At 67.2% G+C, this 16193-nt stretch carries 14 protein-coding genes; 4 read left to right on the plus strand and 10 right to left on the minus strand.

Annotated elements, in window-relative coordinates; genetic code table 11:
• Window positions 1-57 precede the first annotated feature (57 nt).
• Genes IAE58_RS06140 through IAE58_RS06165 form a run of 6 tightly spaced genes read right to left on the minus strand, consistent with a single transcriptional unit; the run spans window position 58 to window position 5848 of the window.
• Window positions 58-1050, minus strand: a complete 993-nt coding sequence (locus IAE58_RS06140; protein WP_199933079.1) for a phosphatidate cytidylyltransferase — start codon at window positions 1048-1050, stop codon at window positions 58-60.
• The gene (locus IAE58_RS06145; RefSeq protein WP_199933078.1) at window positions 1047-1676 is read right to left on the minus strand and encodes a lysophospholipid acyltransferase family protein; all 630 of its coding nucleotides are present in this window, start codon (window positions 1674-1676) and stop codon (window positions 1047-1049) included. Before IAE58_RS06145 ends, IAE58_RS06140 begins: the two co-directional genes overlap by 4 nt.
• Before the next feature lie 10 nt (window positions 1677-1686).
• Window positions 1687-2124 carry a hypothetical protein gene (locus IAE58_RS06150; RefSeq protein WP_199933077.1) on the minus strand — a complete coding sequence of 146 codons (438 nt, stop codon included), beginning with the start codon at window positions 2122-2124 and terminating at the stop codon, window positions 1687-1689.
• A complete protein-coding gene (locus IAE58_RS06155) occupies window positions 2121-3431 on the minus strand; it encodes a phosphatase PAP2/dual specificity phosphatase family protein (protein ID WP_199933080.1) in 1311 nt (436 codons plus the stop codon). Before IAE58_RS06155 ends, IAE58_RS06150 begins: the two co-directional genes overlap by 4 nt.
• 23 nt (window positions 3432-3454) lie before the next feature.
• Window positions 3455-5206 carry a bifunctional alpha/beta hydrolase/class I SAM-dependent methyltransferase gene (locus IAE58_RS06160; protein WP_199933076.1) on the minus strand — a complete coding sequence of 584 codons (1752 nt, stop codon included), beginning with the start codon at window positions 5204-5206 and terminating at the stop codon, window positions 3455-3457.
• Between the two features lie 24 nt (window positions 5207-5230).
• Window positions 5231-5848 carry a CDP-alcohol phosphatidyltransferase family protein gene (locus IAE58_RS06165; protein WP_199933075.1) on the minus strand — a complete coding sequence of 206 codons (618 nt, stop codon included), beginning with the start codon at window positions 5846-5848 and terminating at the stop codon, window positions 5231-5233.
• A gap of 181 nt (window positions 5849-6029) precedes the next feature.
• On the opposite strand from IAE58_RS06165, the gene purH reads away from it, so the two are divergent.
• From purH to purD, 3 genes are read left to right on the plus strand one after another with little or no spacing between them, the layout of a single operon-like run.
• Window positions 6030-7613 (plus strand): bifunctional phosphoribosylaminoimidazolecarboxamide formyltransferase/IMP cyclohydrolase, encoded by a 1584-nt coding sequence (gene purH / locus IAE58_RS06170; RefSeq protein ID WP_199933074.1) that lies wholly within the window; start codon window positions 6030-6032, stop codon window positions 7611-7613.
• Between the two features lie 17 nt (window positions 7614-7630).
• Entirely contained in the window at window positions 7631-8497 is an 867-nt protein-coding gene (locus IAE58_RS06175; RefSeq protein WP_199933073.1) for a hypothetical protein, read from the plus strand.
• A 58-nt stretch (window positions 8498-8555) separates the two neighbouring features.
• A complete protein-coding gene (gene purD / locus IAE58_RS06180; protein ID WP_199933072.1) occupies window positions 8556-9839 on the plus strand; it encodes a phosphoribosylamine--glycine ligase in 1284 nt (427 codons plus the stop codon).
• A gap of 117 nt (window positions 9840-9956) precedes the next feature.
• On the opposite strand, the gene IAE58_RS06185 is transcribed toward purD, so the two are convergent.
• Both IAE58_RS06185 and IAE58_RS06190 read right to left on the minus strand, forming a co-directional pair.
• Window positions 9957-10289, minus strand: a complete 333-nt coding sequence (locus tag IAE58_RS06185) for a DNA-binding transcriptional regulator (protein WP_199933071.1) — start codon at window positions 10287-10289, stop codon at window positions 9957-9959.
• Window positions 10273-10662, minus strand: a complete 390-nt coding sequence (locus tag IAE58_RS06190) for a type II toxin-antitoxin system RelE/ParE family toxin (protein ID WP_199933070.1) — start codon at window positions 10660-10662, stop codon at window positions 10273-10275. Before IAE58_RS06190 ends, IAE58_RS06185 begins: the two co-directional genes overlap by 17 nt.
• 151 nt (window positions 10663-10813) lie before the next feature.
• On the opposite strand from IAE58_RS06190, the gene IAE58_RS06195 reads away from it, so the two are divergent.
• Window positions 10814-11254, plus strand: coding sequence for a hypothetical protein (locus IAE58_RS06195; protein WP_199933069.1), 441 nt, complete (start codon window positions 10814-10816; stop codon window positions 11252-11254).
• Between the two features lie 133 nt (window positions 11255-11387).
• Here IAE58_RS06195 and rpoH read toward each other — a convergent pair whose 3' ends face one another.
• Window positions 11388-12263 (minus strand): RNA polymerase sigma factor RpoH, encoded by an 876-nt coding sequence (rpoH, locus tag IAE58_RS06200; protein ID WP_199933068.1) that lies wholly within the window; start codon window positions 12261-12263, stop codon window positions 11388-11390.
• A gap of 319 nt (window positions 12264-12582) precedes the next feature.
• Window positions 12583-16191: a hypothetical protein gene (locus IAE58_RS06205; protein ID WP_199933067.1), complete on the minus strand. Its 3609-nt coding sequence runs from the start codon at window positions 16189-16191 to the stop codon at window positions 12583-12585.
• Between the last annotated feature and the right edge of the window lie 2 nt (window positions 16192-16193).

Consider the following 16193-nt stretch of genomic DNA (forward strand, 5'->3'; position numbering starts at 1 on the left):
CACCCAAGGTGCCAGATCGGCAAGAGATAAGATCCACGCCATGCGTGGATGAAGCCCTCAGCCCCCGCCCGCCTTCCAGTAATACCGCACCACATGGAAGAACACCGGCGCGGCGAAGCACACTGAATCCAGCCGATCGAGCATGCCGCCATGGCCTTCGATCATGTGCCCCCAGTCCTTGATGCCGCGGTCGCGCTTGATGGCCGACATCACCAGGCCGCCCCAGAACCCCATCAGGTTGATCAGCAGGGACAGCCCGAACGCCTGCAGCGGCGTGAACGGGGTGATCCACCACAGCGCCGCACCCAGCGCGCTGGCGCTCAGCACCCCGCCCACGAACCCTTCCACCGTCTTCGACGGCGACAGCTTCGGTGCGATCAGGTGCCGGCCCAGCAGCTTGCCCCATATGTACTGCAGCACATCGGATGACTGCACCACGATCACCAGGAAGGCAAACAGCAGCACGTTGCGCGCCGGGTCATGGCCGGGCACCTGCAGGTTCAACAGCAGCGGCACGTGCGAAATGCAGAACACGCAGATCATCAGCCCCCACTGCACCTTGGCCGTGCGCTCGAGGTAGTGGGTGGTATCGCCGCCGATGGTCGACAGGATGGGCAGGAACAGGAACGCGTAGACCGGAATCAACAGGGTGTACATGCCGTACCAGTCGATCCACACCAGGTAGTACTGCCACGGCAGCACGATGTAGAACGCCGCCAGCAATGCGTAGTAATCGCCAGACCGGGTAGGCGCCAGGGTGATGAATTCGCGCAGCGCGAACAGCGAAATGATGGCGAACAGCACGATCACCCCGGCGCGGCCGAACAACAGCGCGCCACCCACCACGATCGCCATCACCCACCACGCGCGGATGCGCGAGACCAGATTGGCAATGACCGCGCTGGGCTGGCCGCGCTGGCGCCAGCGAAGGGTCTCGGCCACCACCGTGGCCAGCACCAGCACCGCGCCGATGCCGCCGAACAGCAGACCGGTCTGCTCGCCCACGCTCTGCGTGGCCAGATCGCCGGACACATCGATCAAGAAGCTCATGCGCGGCCCCCGTTCGGTGCCAGGTCAAGCAGCGCCTGCCGGCTGCGCGCCAGGAACGCCGCCTTGTCCTCTTCGGCCTGCAGGCGCAGCGGTGCGCCGAAGGTTGCCGTGCACAGCAACGGCAGCGGCAGGAAGCGGCCCTTGGGCATCACCCGCTTCAGGTTGTCAATCCACACCGGTACGAACTCCAGTTCCGGGCGCTGCCGCGCCAGATGGTAGATGCCACTCTTGAAGGGCAGCAGCGGCTCCTCGCCGGTGTTGCGCGTGCCTTCCGGGAACAGGATCAGCGAACAGCCTTCATCCACCGCATCGCGCAGCACCTGCAGAGGATCCTGCTGGCGGCGCGCGGCCTCGCGTTCCACCAGCACGCCGTTGAATACCGCATCGATCAGGTAGCGGCGCAGGCCATCGCGCTGCCAGTACTCGGCCGCAGCCACCGGCCGCACCTGGCGGCGCAATGCGGGCGGCATCGACGACCAGATCAGCACGAAGTCACCGTGGCTGGCATGGTTGCCGTAGTACACGCGGTGGTCGCTGGAGGGCGCGCAGCCGATCCACAGCGCGCGCGCACCGGTCAGCACATGGATGGCGCCACTGCAGGCGCGGGCAATCATTCTTGCGAACATCACCTTCCCCTCAGGTCTGCGGCCACAACACGGCCAGCAGCACTGCCACGAACTGCAGCGCGGTGAACAGATACTGGCGCAGCAGCAGGCCGCGCATGCCCGCCCAGCGCGCGTCCCAGCCACGCAGCGGCGCATCGGCCGGCAGCCGGCGCAGCCCGGCCACGTGCAGGGCCTGGTCGACCCGGTGCGCTGCCGCCTCGCCCTGCAGACCTTCCTGCAGCAGCAACTGCAGCAGGCTGGCATCCAACTGCACGCGCACCGCGAAGTACGCCTGCACCAGGCCCAGCGCCACGCTCAGCAGCACCAGGCCGGCGGCGATCATCGCCAGCCCCGGCTCGATACCCAGCAGCAACAGCCCCACCAGCAACAGTCCCAGCGACAGCACGGCGGGCCAGCGGCCCTGGCGCAGCAGCAGGTGGATCATCGGCAGGTCCGGGGCCTGGCTCATACGGTGGTCTCCTGTGCGGCAGCGGCCGCGATCGCCAACAGGTGAACGTCGTGCAGCACGATGGACGGCCGTGCCTGGCGCACCTGCGCCACCGCCTGCGCGGCATCGCCAGCGCGGCCGCTGCACAGCAGCCAGGTCGCCACGCTGGCGGCACTGCGCGAATAACCCAGCGCGCAGCACACCAGCAGCGGCCCCTGCGCGTGCAGGCGCTCGATCGACGCGGCGGCGGCGCGCAGCTGCGCAGCGCTGGGCACCACCAGGTCCAGCATCGGCACGCCGGCATGGACCGCGCCCGGGGCGCGGCAGGACAGCTCGGCACAGGTATCAACCACGCCCTGCAGCGGCGCCGGCAAGCGGCCGCTGGGCAGGCGCCCCAGCCACACACCATCGGCCACCTGTACCGGCTGCGGCGCACGCCGTGTCCACAGCCGCGAATTGATCCATGCCGCGGCCAGGTACGGCGCCAGCAGCCAGCGTGCGGCCATGCTCAGCCGGCCATCGGCGCGCTTCTGGAACACCGCCGTGCCCAACCCCGCATACGCCAGTGCCACCAGCAGCAGCGACAGCACCGGCCACAGCAGCCACAGCGCCGTGCCGCGCCACTGCAGCACCGGCAGCAGCAACACGGCCGCCCCCAGCAGGTACAGCAGCGCCAGGCGCCATCGCTTCGGGTCGCGCGCGGTGCGCCATGCACGCAGCGGTGGCACGCCCTGGTCGGGCCACAGCCACACGCACAGCCAGCCCACCAGCAGCCCGGTGGGTACATCGACGAAGTGGTGCTGGAAGGTGGTCAGCACCGAAATGCCGATCAGCAGCGCCCACCCATGCAGCACCCAGCGCCACGCGCCGTGCAGGTACTGGGCGAACTTCACCCACAGCACGATCAGCAGCACGATGTGCAGCGACGGCGCCTGGTTGAACGGCTTGTCGAAGCCCAGCAGCACATCGAACAGCCAGCCGAATACGCCGTCGATCTCCGGCCGCTGGAAACTGAAGCGCAGCGGCCACAGCAGGAAGCAGCTCACCGCGATCAGCTGCGCACTGAACAAGCGCAGCGCGTGCCGGTCCAGTTCCAGCCGCTGCCGGCACAGGAACAGCGAAATGGCATAGAACAGATCGATGGACCAGTACGGCACGATGGTCCAGGCCACGAACGGAACGTGGGCTTCCCAGGCGAAGGCCAGCACCGGCACGTCGGTGTGGCGACCGGCCATCCAGTTGGCAAAGCCGTAACTGGCGAAGAAGAACGGCCCCAGAAGCACCAGCCACAACAGAGCGCGCCGCCAGGGGCGCGCCATGGGGGCCACCGGGGTGGCAGCGACGGCAGACATCAACCGACCCGGCGCGCCAGCGACACGGTGAAGATGCCGAACGCATCGATGCGCTGGGCGACCTTCTGGAACCCGGCCAGGCGCACCAGCTCGTCCATCTCCTGCTGGGTACGGCGGCGCATCACCCACGCCGCGCCGCCGCGGTGGCTGGTGAGCGCACGCGCGATGAACTCAAGCTGCGGATGCCACGGCTGACCGGTATAGGCCAGGTAACCGCCCGCCGGTACGGTCGCGGCAATGCCCTGCAGCGAGCGCAGCACCGCATCGTTGTCGGGGAACAGCTCGTACAGGCCCGATACCACCGCCAGCGTCGGCGCCGGGTCCACCTTCGCCAACTGCGCCGGGTCGAATGCATCGCCCTGTTCGAAGCGGGCGATATCGGCCGCCCCCAGGCGTTCAATCAAGGCCTGGCCCTGGGTCACGTTCAGTTCGCTGAAATCGCGCAGCACGATGCGCTCGGCGCGCTGTTCGCCCTGCCCCAGTGCTTCCAGCACGTAGCGCCCGTGGCCTGCGGCCACGTCCAGCACGCGTACCGGCGCGCCCTGCCCGCGCAGGCGCTGGGCGGCGTCGCGCAGCAGTTCCTGCAGGTGCTGGCCGCGCACGCGGATGCCGCGCCAGCCGATCGCATCCAGATAGTTGCGGTCGACCATGCGGCCCAGCGGGCCCTTGCCCCGCGCCTGGTCGCGGTAGATGTAATCGAGCGTGCTGCCCGAATCGAAGCCGGTCTGCAGGCCCAGGGCAATGCCTTCAGAGAGCGTGCCGCCGACACGCAGGCCGCCACGCACCACGCGCCAGCGCAGGTCGGCCAGGCTGTTGCACTCCGGCGGCCAGGCCAGGATTTCCGATTCTTCGAAGGTCGGGCCGTGGCGGTGCGCATCGCGCCGCGACAGTTCGCGCAGCGGCTCGTCGAAGCGTGCCTGGATGAAGCTGCGGATGCGTGCCAGCGCCGGTGCGCGGTCACGCTCGCCCAGGGTGTCGTGGAAGAAGCCCGGCAGGTGCACGCGCTCCTTGATCGGGCTGGACAGGCGTTCGTAGAAGCGGTCCTGCGGGCCCCGGTGCACGACGAAATCCGAACCGGAGACCAGCAGCTGCACCGGCACGCTGATCGCCTGCGCGTCGGCCACGACGCGGTCGGCCGCCTCGTACAGGCCCAGCAGCACGCGCACCGAAATCGGCCGGGTGATCAGCGGATCGGTGCGATAGCTTTCCACCCGCGCCGGGTCGTGGGTCAGCCACTGCGGCTTCACGTAGCTGTTGACGAAGAAGTTGCCGCGCAGCTTCTGCATCAGCGCCAGCCCCGCCCGCGCGAACGGCACGTACAGCTTCACCTTGAACGCCGGCGAGGCCATCACCAGCGCGCGCAGGCGCGGCGCGTAGTCATGCACCCAGGTGGCGGCCACCACCGCGCCCACGCTCTGCGCGATCACCACGATGTCCTCCACCGCGATGCCGTGCTCGGCGCCGATATGGGCAATGAAGCTGTCCAGGTCGCGGACCAGCGCCGGGAACCCGGGGGCATCGCCGCGCGCACCAGGCGAATGGCCATTGCCACGCGCATCCCACGCGAAGAAGGCGATATCGGGCAGGTCCAGCTCATCGACCAGGTGGGTGACCCGGCCGGAATGTTCGTGGCCGCGATGCAGCAGCACCACGGCCTTGCTGGGCGTGGTGCCCGTGGTGCTCGCCCAGTACCGGTAGAACAGCGGTACCTGGTCGAAGCTGTGGAATTCCCGTTCCTGCGCCTGACGCATGCAATCTCCGTATTGTCGTGATGTTTACTGCGGTGAAACCGCCGATTCCTGCAGGCCCCGGCGCACCCGGTTGAACAGCGTCACCGCGCACAGCAGTGCGGCCACGCCCGCCACCCACGTCACCGTGGCGGCCCCCACCCAGCCGAAGGCCAGCAGCAGGCCCAGCACCCCGATCACGAAGGCGCGGTCGCTCTTGCCCATGGGCCCATCGTAGCGCCGGCTGGCGCCGACCATCAGGCCCAGTACGCCGGTGTATTCGCTCAGGGCCGCCGCCCAGGCCAGCAGCCACAGCGCCACCGGGTTCACGCCCGGCACGCTGAGCAGGCTCAGGTACAGCGCGGCGTCGGCAATCACATCGCACAATTCGTTCAGATAGGCGCCCAGCCGCGACTGCTGGCCGAACTCGCGGGCCAGCATGCCATCCACGGCGTTGAGCGCCATGCGCAGCAGCATCCACAGCGGCAGCAGCAGGTACAGCAGCGGTTGCGCCGGGGCGCAGCACCACACGGCGGCGGCCACCAGCAGCGAGACCACGGCGGCGGCCACGGTCACCGTGTTGGCGGTGATGCCGAGGCGGTACAGACCGCGCACGGCCGGACGCAACAGGTCCTGGAAACGTCCTTTCAATGCATAGATCGACACGATCTGAACCCGCTGATCCCTGGCAGTTCCGGCATAGCCTACCCCATGGCGTGCCCGGCCCAGCATGCCGATACGGGCGCTTGTACGCACCGGGGGCAGGAAACCGCCCCGCGCAGCGCCCGCCACCGGCCCCCACGAACTACAATATCGGCCCCGCTCCGCTGCCGATTGCCCTGTCCCCATGACTGCTGATCTGTTGCCCGTCCGTCGGGCGCTCCTTTCCGTTTCCGACAAGACCGGCCTGGCTGAGCTGGCCACCGCGCTGGCTGCCCGCGGCGTCGAGCTGCTGTCCACGGGCGGTACCGCCAAGGCCATTCGCGACATGGGCCTGGCCGTGAAGGACGTGGCCGACGTCACCGGCTTCCCGGAAATGATGGACGGCCGGGTCAAGACCCTGCATCCGATGGTGCACGGCGGCCTGCTCGGCCGTTCGGGCCTGGATGACGCGGTGATGGCCGAGCACGGCATCGGCGCCATCGACCTGCTGGTGCTGAACCTGTATCCGTTCGAAGCGGTCACCGCCAAGGCCGACTGCACCCTGGCCGACGCGGTGGAGAACATCGATATCGGCGGCCCGGCCATGCTGCGCTCGGCGGCCAAGAACTTCGCCCGCGTGGCGGTCGCCACCGACCCGTCGCAGTACGCCGAACTGCTGGCCTCGCTTGAAGCCAACGACGGCCAGCTGAGCGCCGCCACCCGCTTCGCGTTCTCGGTGGCCGCGTTCAACCGCGTCGCCCAGTACGACGCGGCCATCAGCAACTACCTGTCGGCGGTCACCGCCACCGACGCCGCCGTGCCGGTGCGTGCCGAATACCCGGCGCAGATGAATTCCACCTTCGTGAAGGTGATGGACCTGCGCTACGGCGAAAACCCGCACCAGAGCGGCGCGTTCTACCGCGACCTGTACCCGGTGCCGGGCACCCTGGCCACCTTCCAGCAGCTGCAGGGCAAGGAACTGAGCTACAACAACCTGGCCGATGCCGATGCGGCGTGGGAATGCGTGCGCCAGTTCGACGCGCCGGCCTGCGTGATCGTCAAGCACGCCAACCCGTGTGGCGTGGCCGTGGGTGCCGGCAACGGCGATGCCTATGAACTGGCCTACGCCACCGACCCGACCAGCGCCTTCGGCGGCATCATCGCCTTCAACAAGCCGCTGGACGCCGCCACCGCGAAGGTGATCCTGGACCGCCAGTTCGTGGAAGTGCTGATCGCCCCGGACTACGAGCCGGCCGCGCTGGAATACGCGCAGAAGAAGGCCAACGTGCGCGTGCTGCGCATCCCGCACGGTGATGGCCTGAACAACTTCGACAGCAAGCGCGTCGGCTCGGGCCTGCTGCTGCAGTCGTCGGATAACCGCGGCATGACCCGCGACGAACTGAAGGTGGTCAGCAAGCTGGCGCCGACCGACAAGCAGTTCACCGATCTGCTGTTCGCCTGGAACGTGGCCAAGTTCGTGAAGTCCAATGCGATCGTGTACGCCAAGGACAACCGCACCATTGGCGTGGGCGCCGGGCAGATGAGCCGCGTGTACTCGGCACGCATCGCCGGCATCAAGGCCGCCGACGCCAACCTGGTGGTCGAGGGTTCGGTGATGGCCTCCGATGCGTTCTTCCCGTTCCGCGACGGCATTGATGCCGCGGCCGCGGCCGGCATCAAGGCGGTGATCCAGCCGGGCGGTTCGATGCGCGATGCGGAAGTGATCGCCGCCGCCGACGAACATGGCCTGGCCATGGTGTTCACCGGCGTTCGCCACTTCCGCCACTGATACAGGGAGCGACACGGATGTCTGCAGTCTCTTTGAAACCGCTCACCGTGCTCGCTTTGGCCGGCACGGTCCTGCTGGCCGGCTGCACGCCGGCCGCCGATCCCGCGCCGGCTGCTGCCCCTGCAGCGCCGGCCGCCACGACGGTGGCGGCCGAACCGGCCACGCCGATCAGCCGCACCGCCCGCCTGCAGGCTTTCCTGGCCCAGCGTTACGGCCAGGGTGCCGCGCTGTCGGGTGACTGGCGCGGCAGCTGGACCCAGGACGGCGAAACGCGCCCGGTCAGCTGGCAGGTCTGCGCCGAGCAGCCGGTGGTGAGCGGCGACAGCTGGCAGCAGCTGCTGGCCGTCTGCGGTGCGCTGGTCGAAGCCGGCCACCCGGAACCGGGCACCATCGACTTCTACGTGCTGCGGCCGACGGCCAGCGGCTTCGACGTGGCCGCCGAGCTGACCGGTGGCACCTACGGCAGCAGCGGCCAGCCCGGCACGGTGCAGATTGTGCGCGCGGGCAGCGATTTCTACGGCTTCCGCGTGGAAGACGGCTGGTTCGGCCAGGGCTATTCGCTGATCTCGCAATCGCTGGTGCTGCCTGGCCCGAAGGGCCTGGTCGACACCGGCAGCATGCGCAGCCATATCGACAATGGCGCCGCCTACGATTGCGACGACGCCGACGCGGCCGAAGACTGCCGCAGCAAGGTGTTCAACATCGACTTCAGCCAGCGCTTCGACGACAGCGACCGCAGCGCGCGCGTCTGGCCGCTGCTGGTGGAAGAAACCGGCAGCACCTGCGGTGGCACCGCCGTGCGCCAGCAGCACCGCTTCACCCTGGACCCGAAGACGTGGACCTATTCCTTCCCCGCCGCGCTGCTGCGCGAGGGCTGCGAGTGAGGCACACGGCCTGCCGGGAACGTCGCCCTTCCCTTCCCACGCAATCTGGAATCTCGTGATGAACGTTCTTGTCATCGGCTCTGGCGGCCGCGAACACGCCCTGGCATGGAAGCTGGCCCAATCCCCCCAGGTCAGTGAAGTGCTCGTGGCACCCGGCAATGCCGGCACCGCCACCGAGGACAAGTGCCGCAACGTGGCGGTGAAGGTGACCGACATCGACGGCCTGCTGGCGCTGGCCCAGGCCGAAGGCGTGGCGCTGACCGTGGTGGGCCCGGAAGTGCCGCTGGTGGCCGGCGTGGTCGACCGCTTCCGCGCCGCCGGCCTGCGCATCTTCGGGCCGACCGCCGCCGCTGCGCAGCTGGAAGGCAGCAAGGCCTACGCCAAGGATTTCCTGGCCCGCCACAACATTCCCACCGCGTTCTACGCCGTGCACACCGAAGTTGACGCGGCGCTGGCCTACATCCGCGACAAGGGCGCCCCGATCGTGGTCAAGGCCGACGGCCTGGCCGCCGGCAAGGGCGTGATCGTGGCGATGACCCTGGCCGAGGCCGAAGACGCCGTGCGCGACATGCTGTCGGGCAATGCCTTCGGCGACGCCGGTGCGCGCGTGGTGATCGAGGAGTTCCTGGACGGCGAGGAAGCCAGCTTCATTTCCATGGTCGATGGCGTGCATGCGCTGCCGATGGCCACCTCGCAGGACCACAAGCGCGTGGGCGACGGCGATACCGGCCCGAACACCGGCGGCATGGGCGCCTATTCGCCGGCACCGGTGGTCACCGCCGAAGTGCATGCGCGGGTGATGCGCGAGGTGGTGAACCCGACCGTGCAGGGCATGATCGCCGACGGCATTCCGTTCACCGGCTTCCTGTATGCCGGGCTGATGATCGATGCCAGCGGCGCACCGAAGGTGATCGAGTTCAACGTGCGCTTCGGCGACCCGGAAACCCAGCCGGTGATGCTGCGCCTGCAGTCCGACCTGGTCGACCTGGTGGAAGCGGCCATCGACGGTCGCTTGGACCAGGTGGAGGCGCAGTGGGACCCGCGCCCGTCTCTGGGCGTGGTGCTGGCCGCCAGGCCGTACCCGGAATCGCCGATCACCGGTGATGTGATTTCCGGCCTGGCCGATGTGCCGGCCAGCGCCAAGGTGTTCCATGCCGGCACCGCGCTGGGCGCGCAGGGCCAGGTGCTGAGCGCCGGTGGCCGCGTGCTGTGCGTGGCCGCGCTGGGCGACAGCGTGCGCGACGCGCAGGCCAATGCCTACGCCGGCGTGGCCAAGGTGAGCTGGGCCAACGAGTTCCACCGCACCGACATCGGCTGGCGCGCGATCGCACGCGAGGGGTGATATGCGGGGTGCAGCCACGCATGGCGTGGCTCTACCCGGGTTGATCGCAGTAGATCCACGCCATGCGTGGATGAACCCCACCAAACGAAAAAGGCCCGGCAATGCCGGGCCTTTGCTTCAGAGGACTGCGTCCAGACCCTTGCGGTCGATCAGGTTCAGAAGCTTCAGCGAGGGCCCGCTCGGCTTCTTTTCGCCCTGCTCCCAGCTGCGGACTGTCGAAACGCTCGTATTGAGCACACCGGCGAATACGGGCTGGCTGAGTTGCAGCGACGCGCGCAGTGCGCGGATCTGGGCACTGCTGTATTCGGGTACGGGCTCCAGACACAGGGCCTCGTACATGCCCATTCGTCGCTTGTCGATGAAGCCGCTGGCATAAAGGCCTGCAGCGCCTTCATGCACCGCATCAAGGATTGGGCTCTTTGCACGTCTACGTTCAACACGCTTGGTCATGGCATATCTCCTGCAGATCGCCGCACATCACTGCTCTGTCCAACTGTGCAGAGCTCATCTTCAAGAACTCAGACGCATATAACTCAAGCGCATCCCGTTCCGCCTTGGTGAGGTTCGCGCGCTCGTTCTTTTCATAGCAGAAGAGAAGGAACCAGTAGCGCCCCAACTGGGTCGCCACGATGGTGCGGGCGCTACCGCGCTTTCCGCGGCCCGGCAGCGCGACGCGTTTCTTGAAGAGACCGCCACCCAGATCGGCATCAATAAGCCCATGACGCATTTCGCTCACCGCGCGGCACAATGCCGAGTCGGACAATGCTGGCTTTCGTGTGCTGCGGTTGAAGCTTCGGGTGCGGAAGACACGTGGCGTGATCATACCGTGCCACCGAGTGGTACGGCGTGAAAATCAGCGTCAGGCTCCTGCATACGTGGGGATTGTGAGCACCTGATCGTCGGTATGGCGGCAGGAAGGAACAGAAGCGGCCCGGCAACGCCAGGCCTGGGCTTCAGGGACGGGAGTATGCAGAATGCGCCAGCATCAGGATTATCCGGACGGCTTTGAGTGTGTCTGGCTGGGTGTTGACCAGACCGGCGCAGTGGCGGCATTCGTCACCGCAGGCGAGGGAGACATCCCTACCGCGCTTCTGCACCAAGCCGCGGTGGACATCTTCGATATCGAAATGATGTGGATGGAGCTGCCGGTGGTTGGCAGGGCCGTCATGCACATGAAGGTTCCCCGTGCCGATGACGGTGTGGCCATGGCTTCGCGCGGCATCCATGTGTACGACTGGAACCGGGGCGGCTACGTGCGCTTTGCCACGCCTGCCTTGGCCATTCAGCACTCGGCACTCAGCCGGGACCTGCAGTTGCTGGCCGGTCTGGCGACCTTCAACACGATCGACTTCCGGCAACACGCATCGATCCCGGTCTGGGCCCTGATGGAGACGACGGGAAAGCCGATGCCATGAGGCAGGATCAGTGCGCGGCAGCCACGCATGGCGTGGCTCTACCGGGGGGCGATGGCACACGGTGGGGATGAACCCACCAAACAAGAAAGGCCCGGCATTGCCGGGCCTTTCCTGTTTCCAACACTGCACCGCGTTACGCGTTGAACAGCGCCCTCATCTTCTTCAGCGCGTTCGCTTCGACCTGGCGGATGCGCTCGGCCGAAACGCCGTACTCATCGGCCAGTTCCTGCAGCGTCACCTTGCTGTCGGCGTCCAGCCAGCGGCGGCGGATGATGTCGCGCGAGCGGGCATCCAGCTCGGCCAGGCCTTCGCGCAGCAGCTGCAGCTGGTTGTCTTCGCTGTCGGCACGCTCGTACGCCATCGACGGGTCTTCGTCGTTGGCGACCAAGAACGCGGCCGGCGACGGCGGGGCGTGTTCGTTGTCCTCATCGCTGGGCGCATCGAAACCGATATCGCGACCGGACAGGCGCGATTCCATTTCCATCACTTCGCGCTCGGACACGTTCAGGTCCTTGGCCACCGCGCTCACTTCGGCCGCGTTCATCCAGCCCAGGCGCGTCTTCGACTTGCGCAGGTTGAAGAACAGCTTGCGCTGCGCCTTGGTGGTGGCGACCTTCACGATGCGCCAGTTCTTCAGGATGAACTCGTGCATTTCGGCACGGATCCAATGCACGGCGAAGGACACCAGGCGCACGCCCATATCCGGGTCGAAGCGCTTGACCGCCTTCATCAGGCCGATGTTGCCTTCCTGGATCAGGTCGCCCAGCGCAAGGCCGTAGCCGTTGTAACCGCGGGCCACGTGCACCACGAAGCGCAGGTGCGAATGCACCAGCTCGCGCGCAGCGTCCAGATCGTCACCGTCGCGGAAACGACGGGCCAGGTCCTGTTCGTCATCGACCGACAGCACCGGAATCTGGTGCACGGCACCGATGTAGGCGTCCAGCGAACCGAGCGCACTGGGAATCGGGAGATTGTTTGCCACAAGGGCAGTAGAGGTGTTCTGGCTCATAGGGCTCATCTTAGCAGTCCGGGTTTTGGACTGCTAAAGCGGTAGGAAGTTCCAGTGTTCCGCAGGCGAAACAATGGGCCGTTCAACATCCATACCCTATCGCGAATTGATGACAATGGCGAGCACGCCCCAGAACGCATCAAACCATTCAAAAACAATCACTTACGCAAAAGCCGGTGGATGAATTGTGCTTTTGGGCCGCAAAATCCCACCACCGCACCCCATTCAGCCCGGCAATGTTGCCGGTCATTCAGCCCCAGGCGGCCCCAGCCCGGCAGTGCCGGGCCAGGCCCGGCAGCCCGGGCCGCGGCCAAAGCTCTCAGTAATAGCCGGACAGGTTCAGGAAGAAGCCCTTGCTCTCGTAGCGCAGCTCGGTCAGGTCGTCGCTGAACTCAGTGAAGTTGTAGCCGGCACCGATCTTGAAGTTCTGCCCGACCTGCCGGTCCACGCCCAGCAGCCACCCCTTCTTGTCGCCGCCGTCGCGCACATCCAGCCAGCGATACTCGGCCAGGCCTTCCCACTGCGACCACAGCCGGTAGCGCAACTGCAGCGCCGAGAAATTCACCCGGCTGTCCAGCCAAGGACCTTCGCCGCGGCCGGTGCGGTAGTCGCCCCAGCGCGCGGCCAGCTTTGCCGCCACTTCCCAGCGCTCGCCGATCTGCCGCACACCCTCCACCGAGATGATCTGCGACTTCTGGTCGTACACGTTGCCGCCTTCCTGGCCCAGCGACGCCACGTCGTACAGATAGGTGTACTTGCCGAACGCGGCCCAGCGCGTGTTGTCATGCGGGCGCCAGGCGACGCCCAGGTTGGATTCCACCAGCTTGGCATCGGCCAGTGCATTGATCCTGTCCTGGGTATCAGCGTAGTTGGCGCGCAGCGCGATGCGCCAGTCCTCGTTGATCTTGTACAGCAGGCGGTTGGTGGTCACCCACTGCTCGCGCTGTTCGGCACCCTGGTCGCGGCGGTATTCCAGCTTGCTGGTCCACTGCGTGTTGGCGTCGGTACGGCCGCCGCTGACACTGTATGCGCGACGATCGACGCGGCCGGTGGTGGCGTCCAGCTTGCCATCCATCACGCTGAAGCCCAGGTTCCAGCCCTGCGCTGGGTAGAAATCCATGCCGAAGGTGTTGACCAGGCCCGCGGTGTCCTCGCGCCGGTCCTTCAGGTACTGGCTTTCGTTGAACACATTTACCTGGTTGCTCAGGCGCCAGCGCTGGCCCAGCGTCCAGCCCGACTGCAGGCCGGTGTCGTACAGCGGGTCGGTGGTGGTGCGGTCGGTGCTGTAGCTGTAGTTGCCGTAGAAGCTGTGTTCGGGGGTCATCCAGTACTCGGCTTCCAGCTTGGCGCCGTCGCCGCGGCTGCCGCTGCTCACTTCGGCGCCCACGCTGGAACGATCACCGAACAGATAGCGCGTGCCCAGGGTCAACAGGTTGTTGTCTTCGTAAGCGCCGCCGTCATCATCCACGGTCAGCTGGCCGGTGCCGTACAGCTCCCACTTGGCGCCGAAGCGCTGCCGGTAGCTCAATGCGGCCAGGGTGCCATCCACGTCCACGCCTGCGTTCTCTTCGCGCACCCGGCGCAGCTCCGCACCCAGTTGGCCGTTGTTGCCCAGCCGCCAGTCCAACGTCAGCTGCGACTGTTCCAGCGCCACGTCGCCGCGTTCGGCGCGGCTCTGGCGGCCATACAGGCTCAGGTTGTCGGTGAAGTAGCCGAGGAACTCGGCGCCGTACTCTTCCAGTGCCACCCCGGTGTCCATGCGCGATACCGAGAAGCCGGCATCCACATCGCGCCACCAGGCGCCAAAGCTCCAGTCCTGCGTGGTCCAGCCCAGCTCGCGCAGGTTGGCGCGTGCTTCCACGGCCCGTGCATCGCCCTTGCGCGCCGCGTTCACCGGGTTGCGCTGGATGAAGCTCAGACCGCCGTTGTCGGAATAGAAGATCGGCGCGGCGGTGGCTTCGCTGCGGGTCTGTTCCAGCTTCAGGTAGGTACCGCGCCCGGCCTGCAGGGTCAGGTCGGCGCCCATCAGGCTGTAGTCGTCGCCGCTGCGGTTCTCGTCCACGTAGGTGCCACCCACCGCCACGTGGTCGCCGAACCATTGCTTGCCACGCAGGCCGGCGCTGACATCGTCGGTGCTGAAGCCCACCGGCACGTACTCGTAATCGACCAGCAGCACCTGGTCGTAGCCGTCCAGCGGCGTGTCGCGGGTGAGCGTGCGCACGTTCTCGCGGGTGATCTGCGAAAGCGCACGGGTCAGCAGGATGCGGCCCTGGATCTCGTTCACTTCGTAATCCACGCCGCGCTGCAGGGTGCTGCGCACTTCGGTACGGCCGGTGGTGCGGTCGCGCACTTCCAGCACCACCTGCTCCGAGCCCGGCAGCAGATCGGTGTGGCGCAGGTAGTACAGGCTGCCGCCGGTGCCCAGGAATTCGCTGTGGCCCAGGGCCGACTGCGCCTCCGAGCCGAATGCCTTCAGGTAGGAACGCGGATCGCCCAGCGGCGTGGTCGCGCGTGATCGCCAGCTCAGCGCCGCACCATACAGCGAGCGCACGTACTGGCCGTATTCGGTGCCGGTGAAGCCGGTGGCGAAGTTGCCCCACAGCGCCTGGTTCTGGTCCCAGTCCACGCGCACGTACAGCTTGCCCTGGGTATCCACATCGCGGTACGTGGTCGAATCATCGCCGTACACCGGGTAGTACTGGTCCGGGTCCAGGCGGCGGAACACATCGCGCGCATCAGCATCCAGGAAGCCGCTGAACAGACGCTTCAACTCGCGGTCGTAGGTGTCGGCCTGCGCGGTCACCAGGTACTTCCCGCGCAGCTTGCTCTTCAGGTAGAACGCCAGGCGGCCTTCGCTGAGGAAGCTGTCGTCACGGTCCTGGTCGGCCACCAGTGGGTCCAGGTTGCCACTGGCGGTGTTCTTGGAAAGGGTCACATCGGCCAGGGCCACCAGGAAGCGGTAGCTGCCGGTCACCTCCACGTCCAGGGTGCGCTGCAGGGGCGGCGCGTCCTGCGCTTCCACTTCCACCTGGTAGCGGTGCTGGCCGATCGGCTCCAGGAATTCGGCGGCGAACTTCTGCTCCAGATCCACCGGGAAGCTCTGCCCGTTGATCAGCACGCGCGCGTTGGGTGCCAGGCCACGGCCGTAGATGCGCACGCGCGAGCCGTAGATGGCGATGTTCTGCTGGCGCAGCGCGTTCTGTCCATAGATGTCATTGGTCAGCTGCTGGTCGCGCGCCTCCTCGCCGTTCAGCACCTTGCCCAGGGTCTTCTGCACGTTGTCGCGCACCTGCTGCGTGCCCCGCTCGTAGTCGGTGGGCAGCACCAGCTGGAAGCGCTGCGCGCTGGTTTCGTCGAACGCGCCATCGTGGCCGTAGGCGCGGGCGATGTACTGCAGTTCGTCGCCCTCGCGCAGGTTCAGCCCGGCCGGCAGCTGCCCATCCCATTCGGTGTTGCCCACGTAGTCCACCGGCATGGGAATGCGCGCCAGCGGCGTGACCAGGTCGGTATCGGAACCGCGATACAGCGTGATCTCGATGCGTTCGATGAACGAGGCGTAGTTGTTGTAGCCATGGAAGCGCAGCGGCTTGGTCAGGCGCCCGTTCTCGAACGGCGCCATGGAACCGGTCTGCACGTTCAGCACCGGCGCCGACAGCGACGGATCTTCGGTGGCCCACACCACCGCACCGTCAGGCAGCTCGGTCACGAACTGCCCGCCCGGTGCGGCCGCGCGCGCGTCGGCGGGCGTTGGCACGGTCTGCGGGGTCGGATCGCCATGCACCTGCAGCAGCAGGTCGTTGCCGCGGCGGCAGCCTTCGGCACCGCACAGGGTCTGCGGCACTTCCGGCGCGGGCGCTGCGGTCTGCGCCCAGGCCGAAGGCAGCAGCAGCGCGGTGGCCAGGGTGATGAGTGCGGTCGTCTTGATCATGG

The sequence above is a fragment of the Stenotrophomonas sp. S49 genome (assembly GCF_016624905.1).
Classification (GTDB): domain Bacteria; phylum Pseudomonadota; class Gammaproteobacteria; order Xanthomonadales; family Xanthomonadaceae; genus Stenotrophomonas.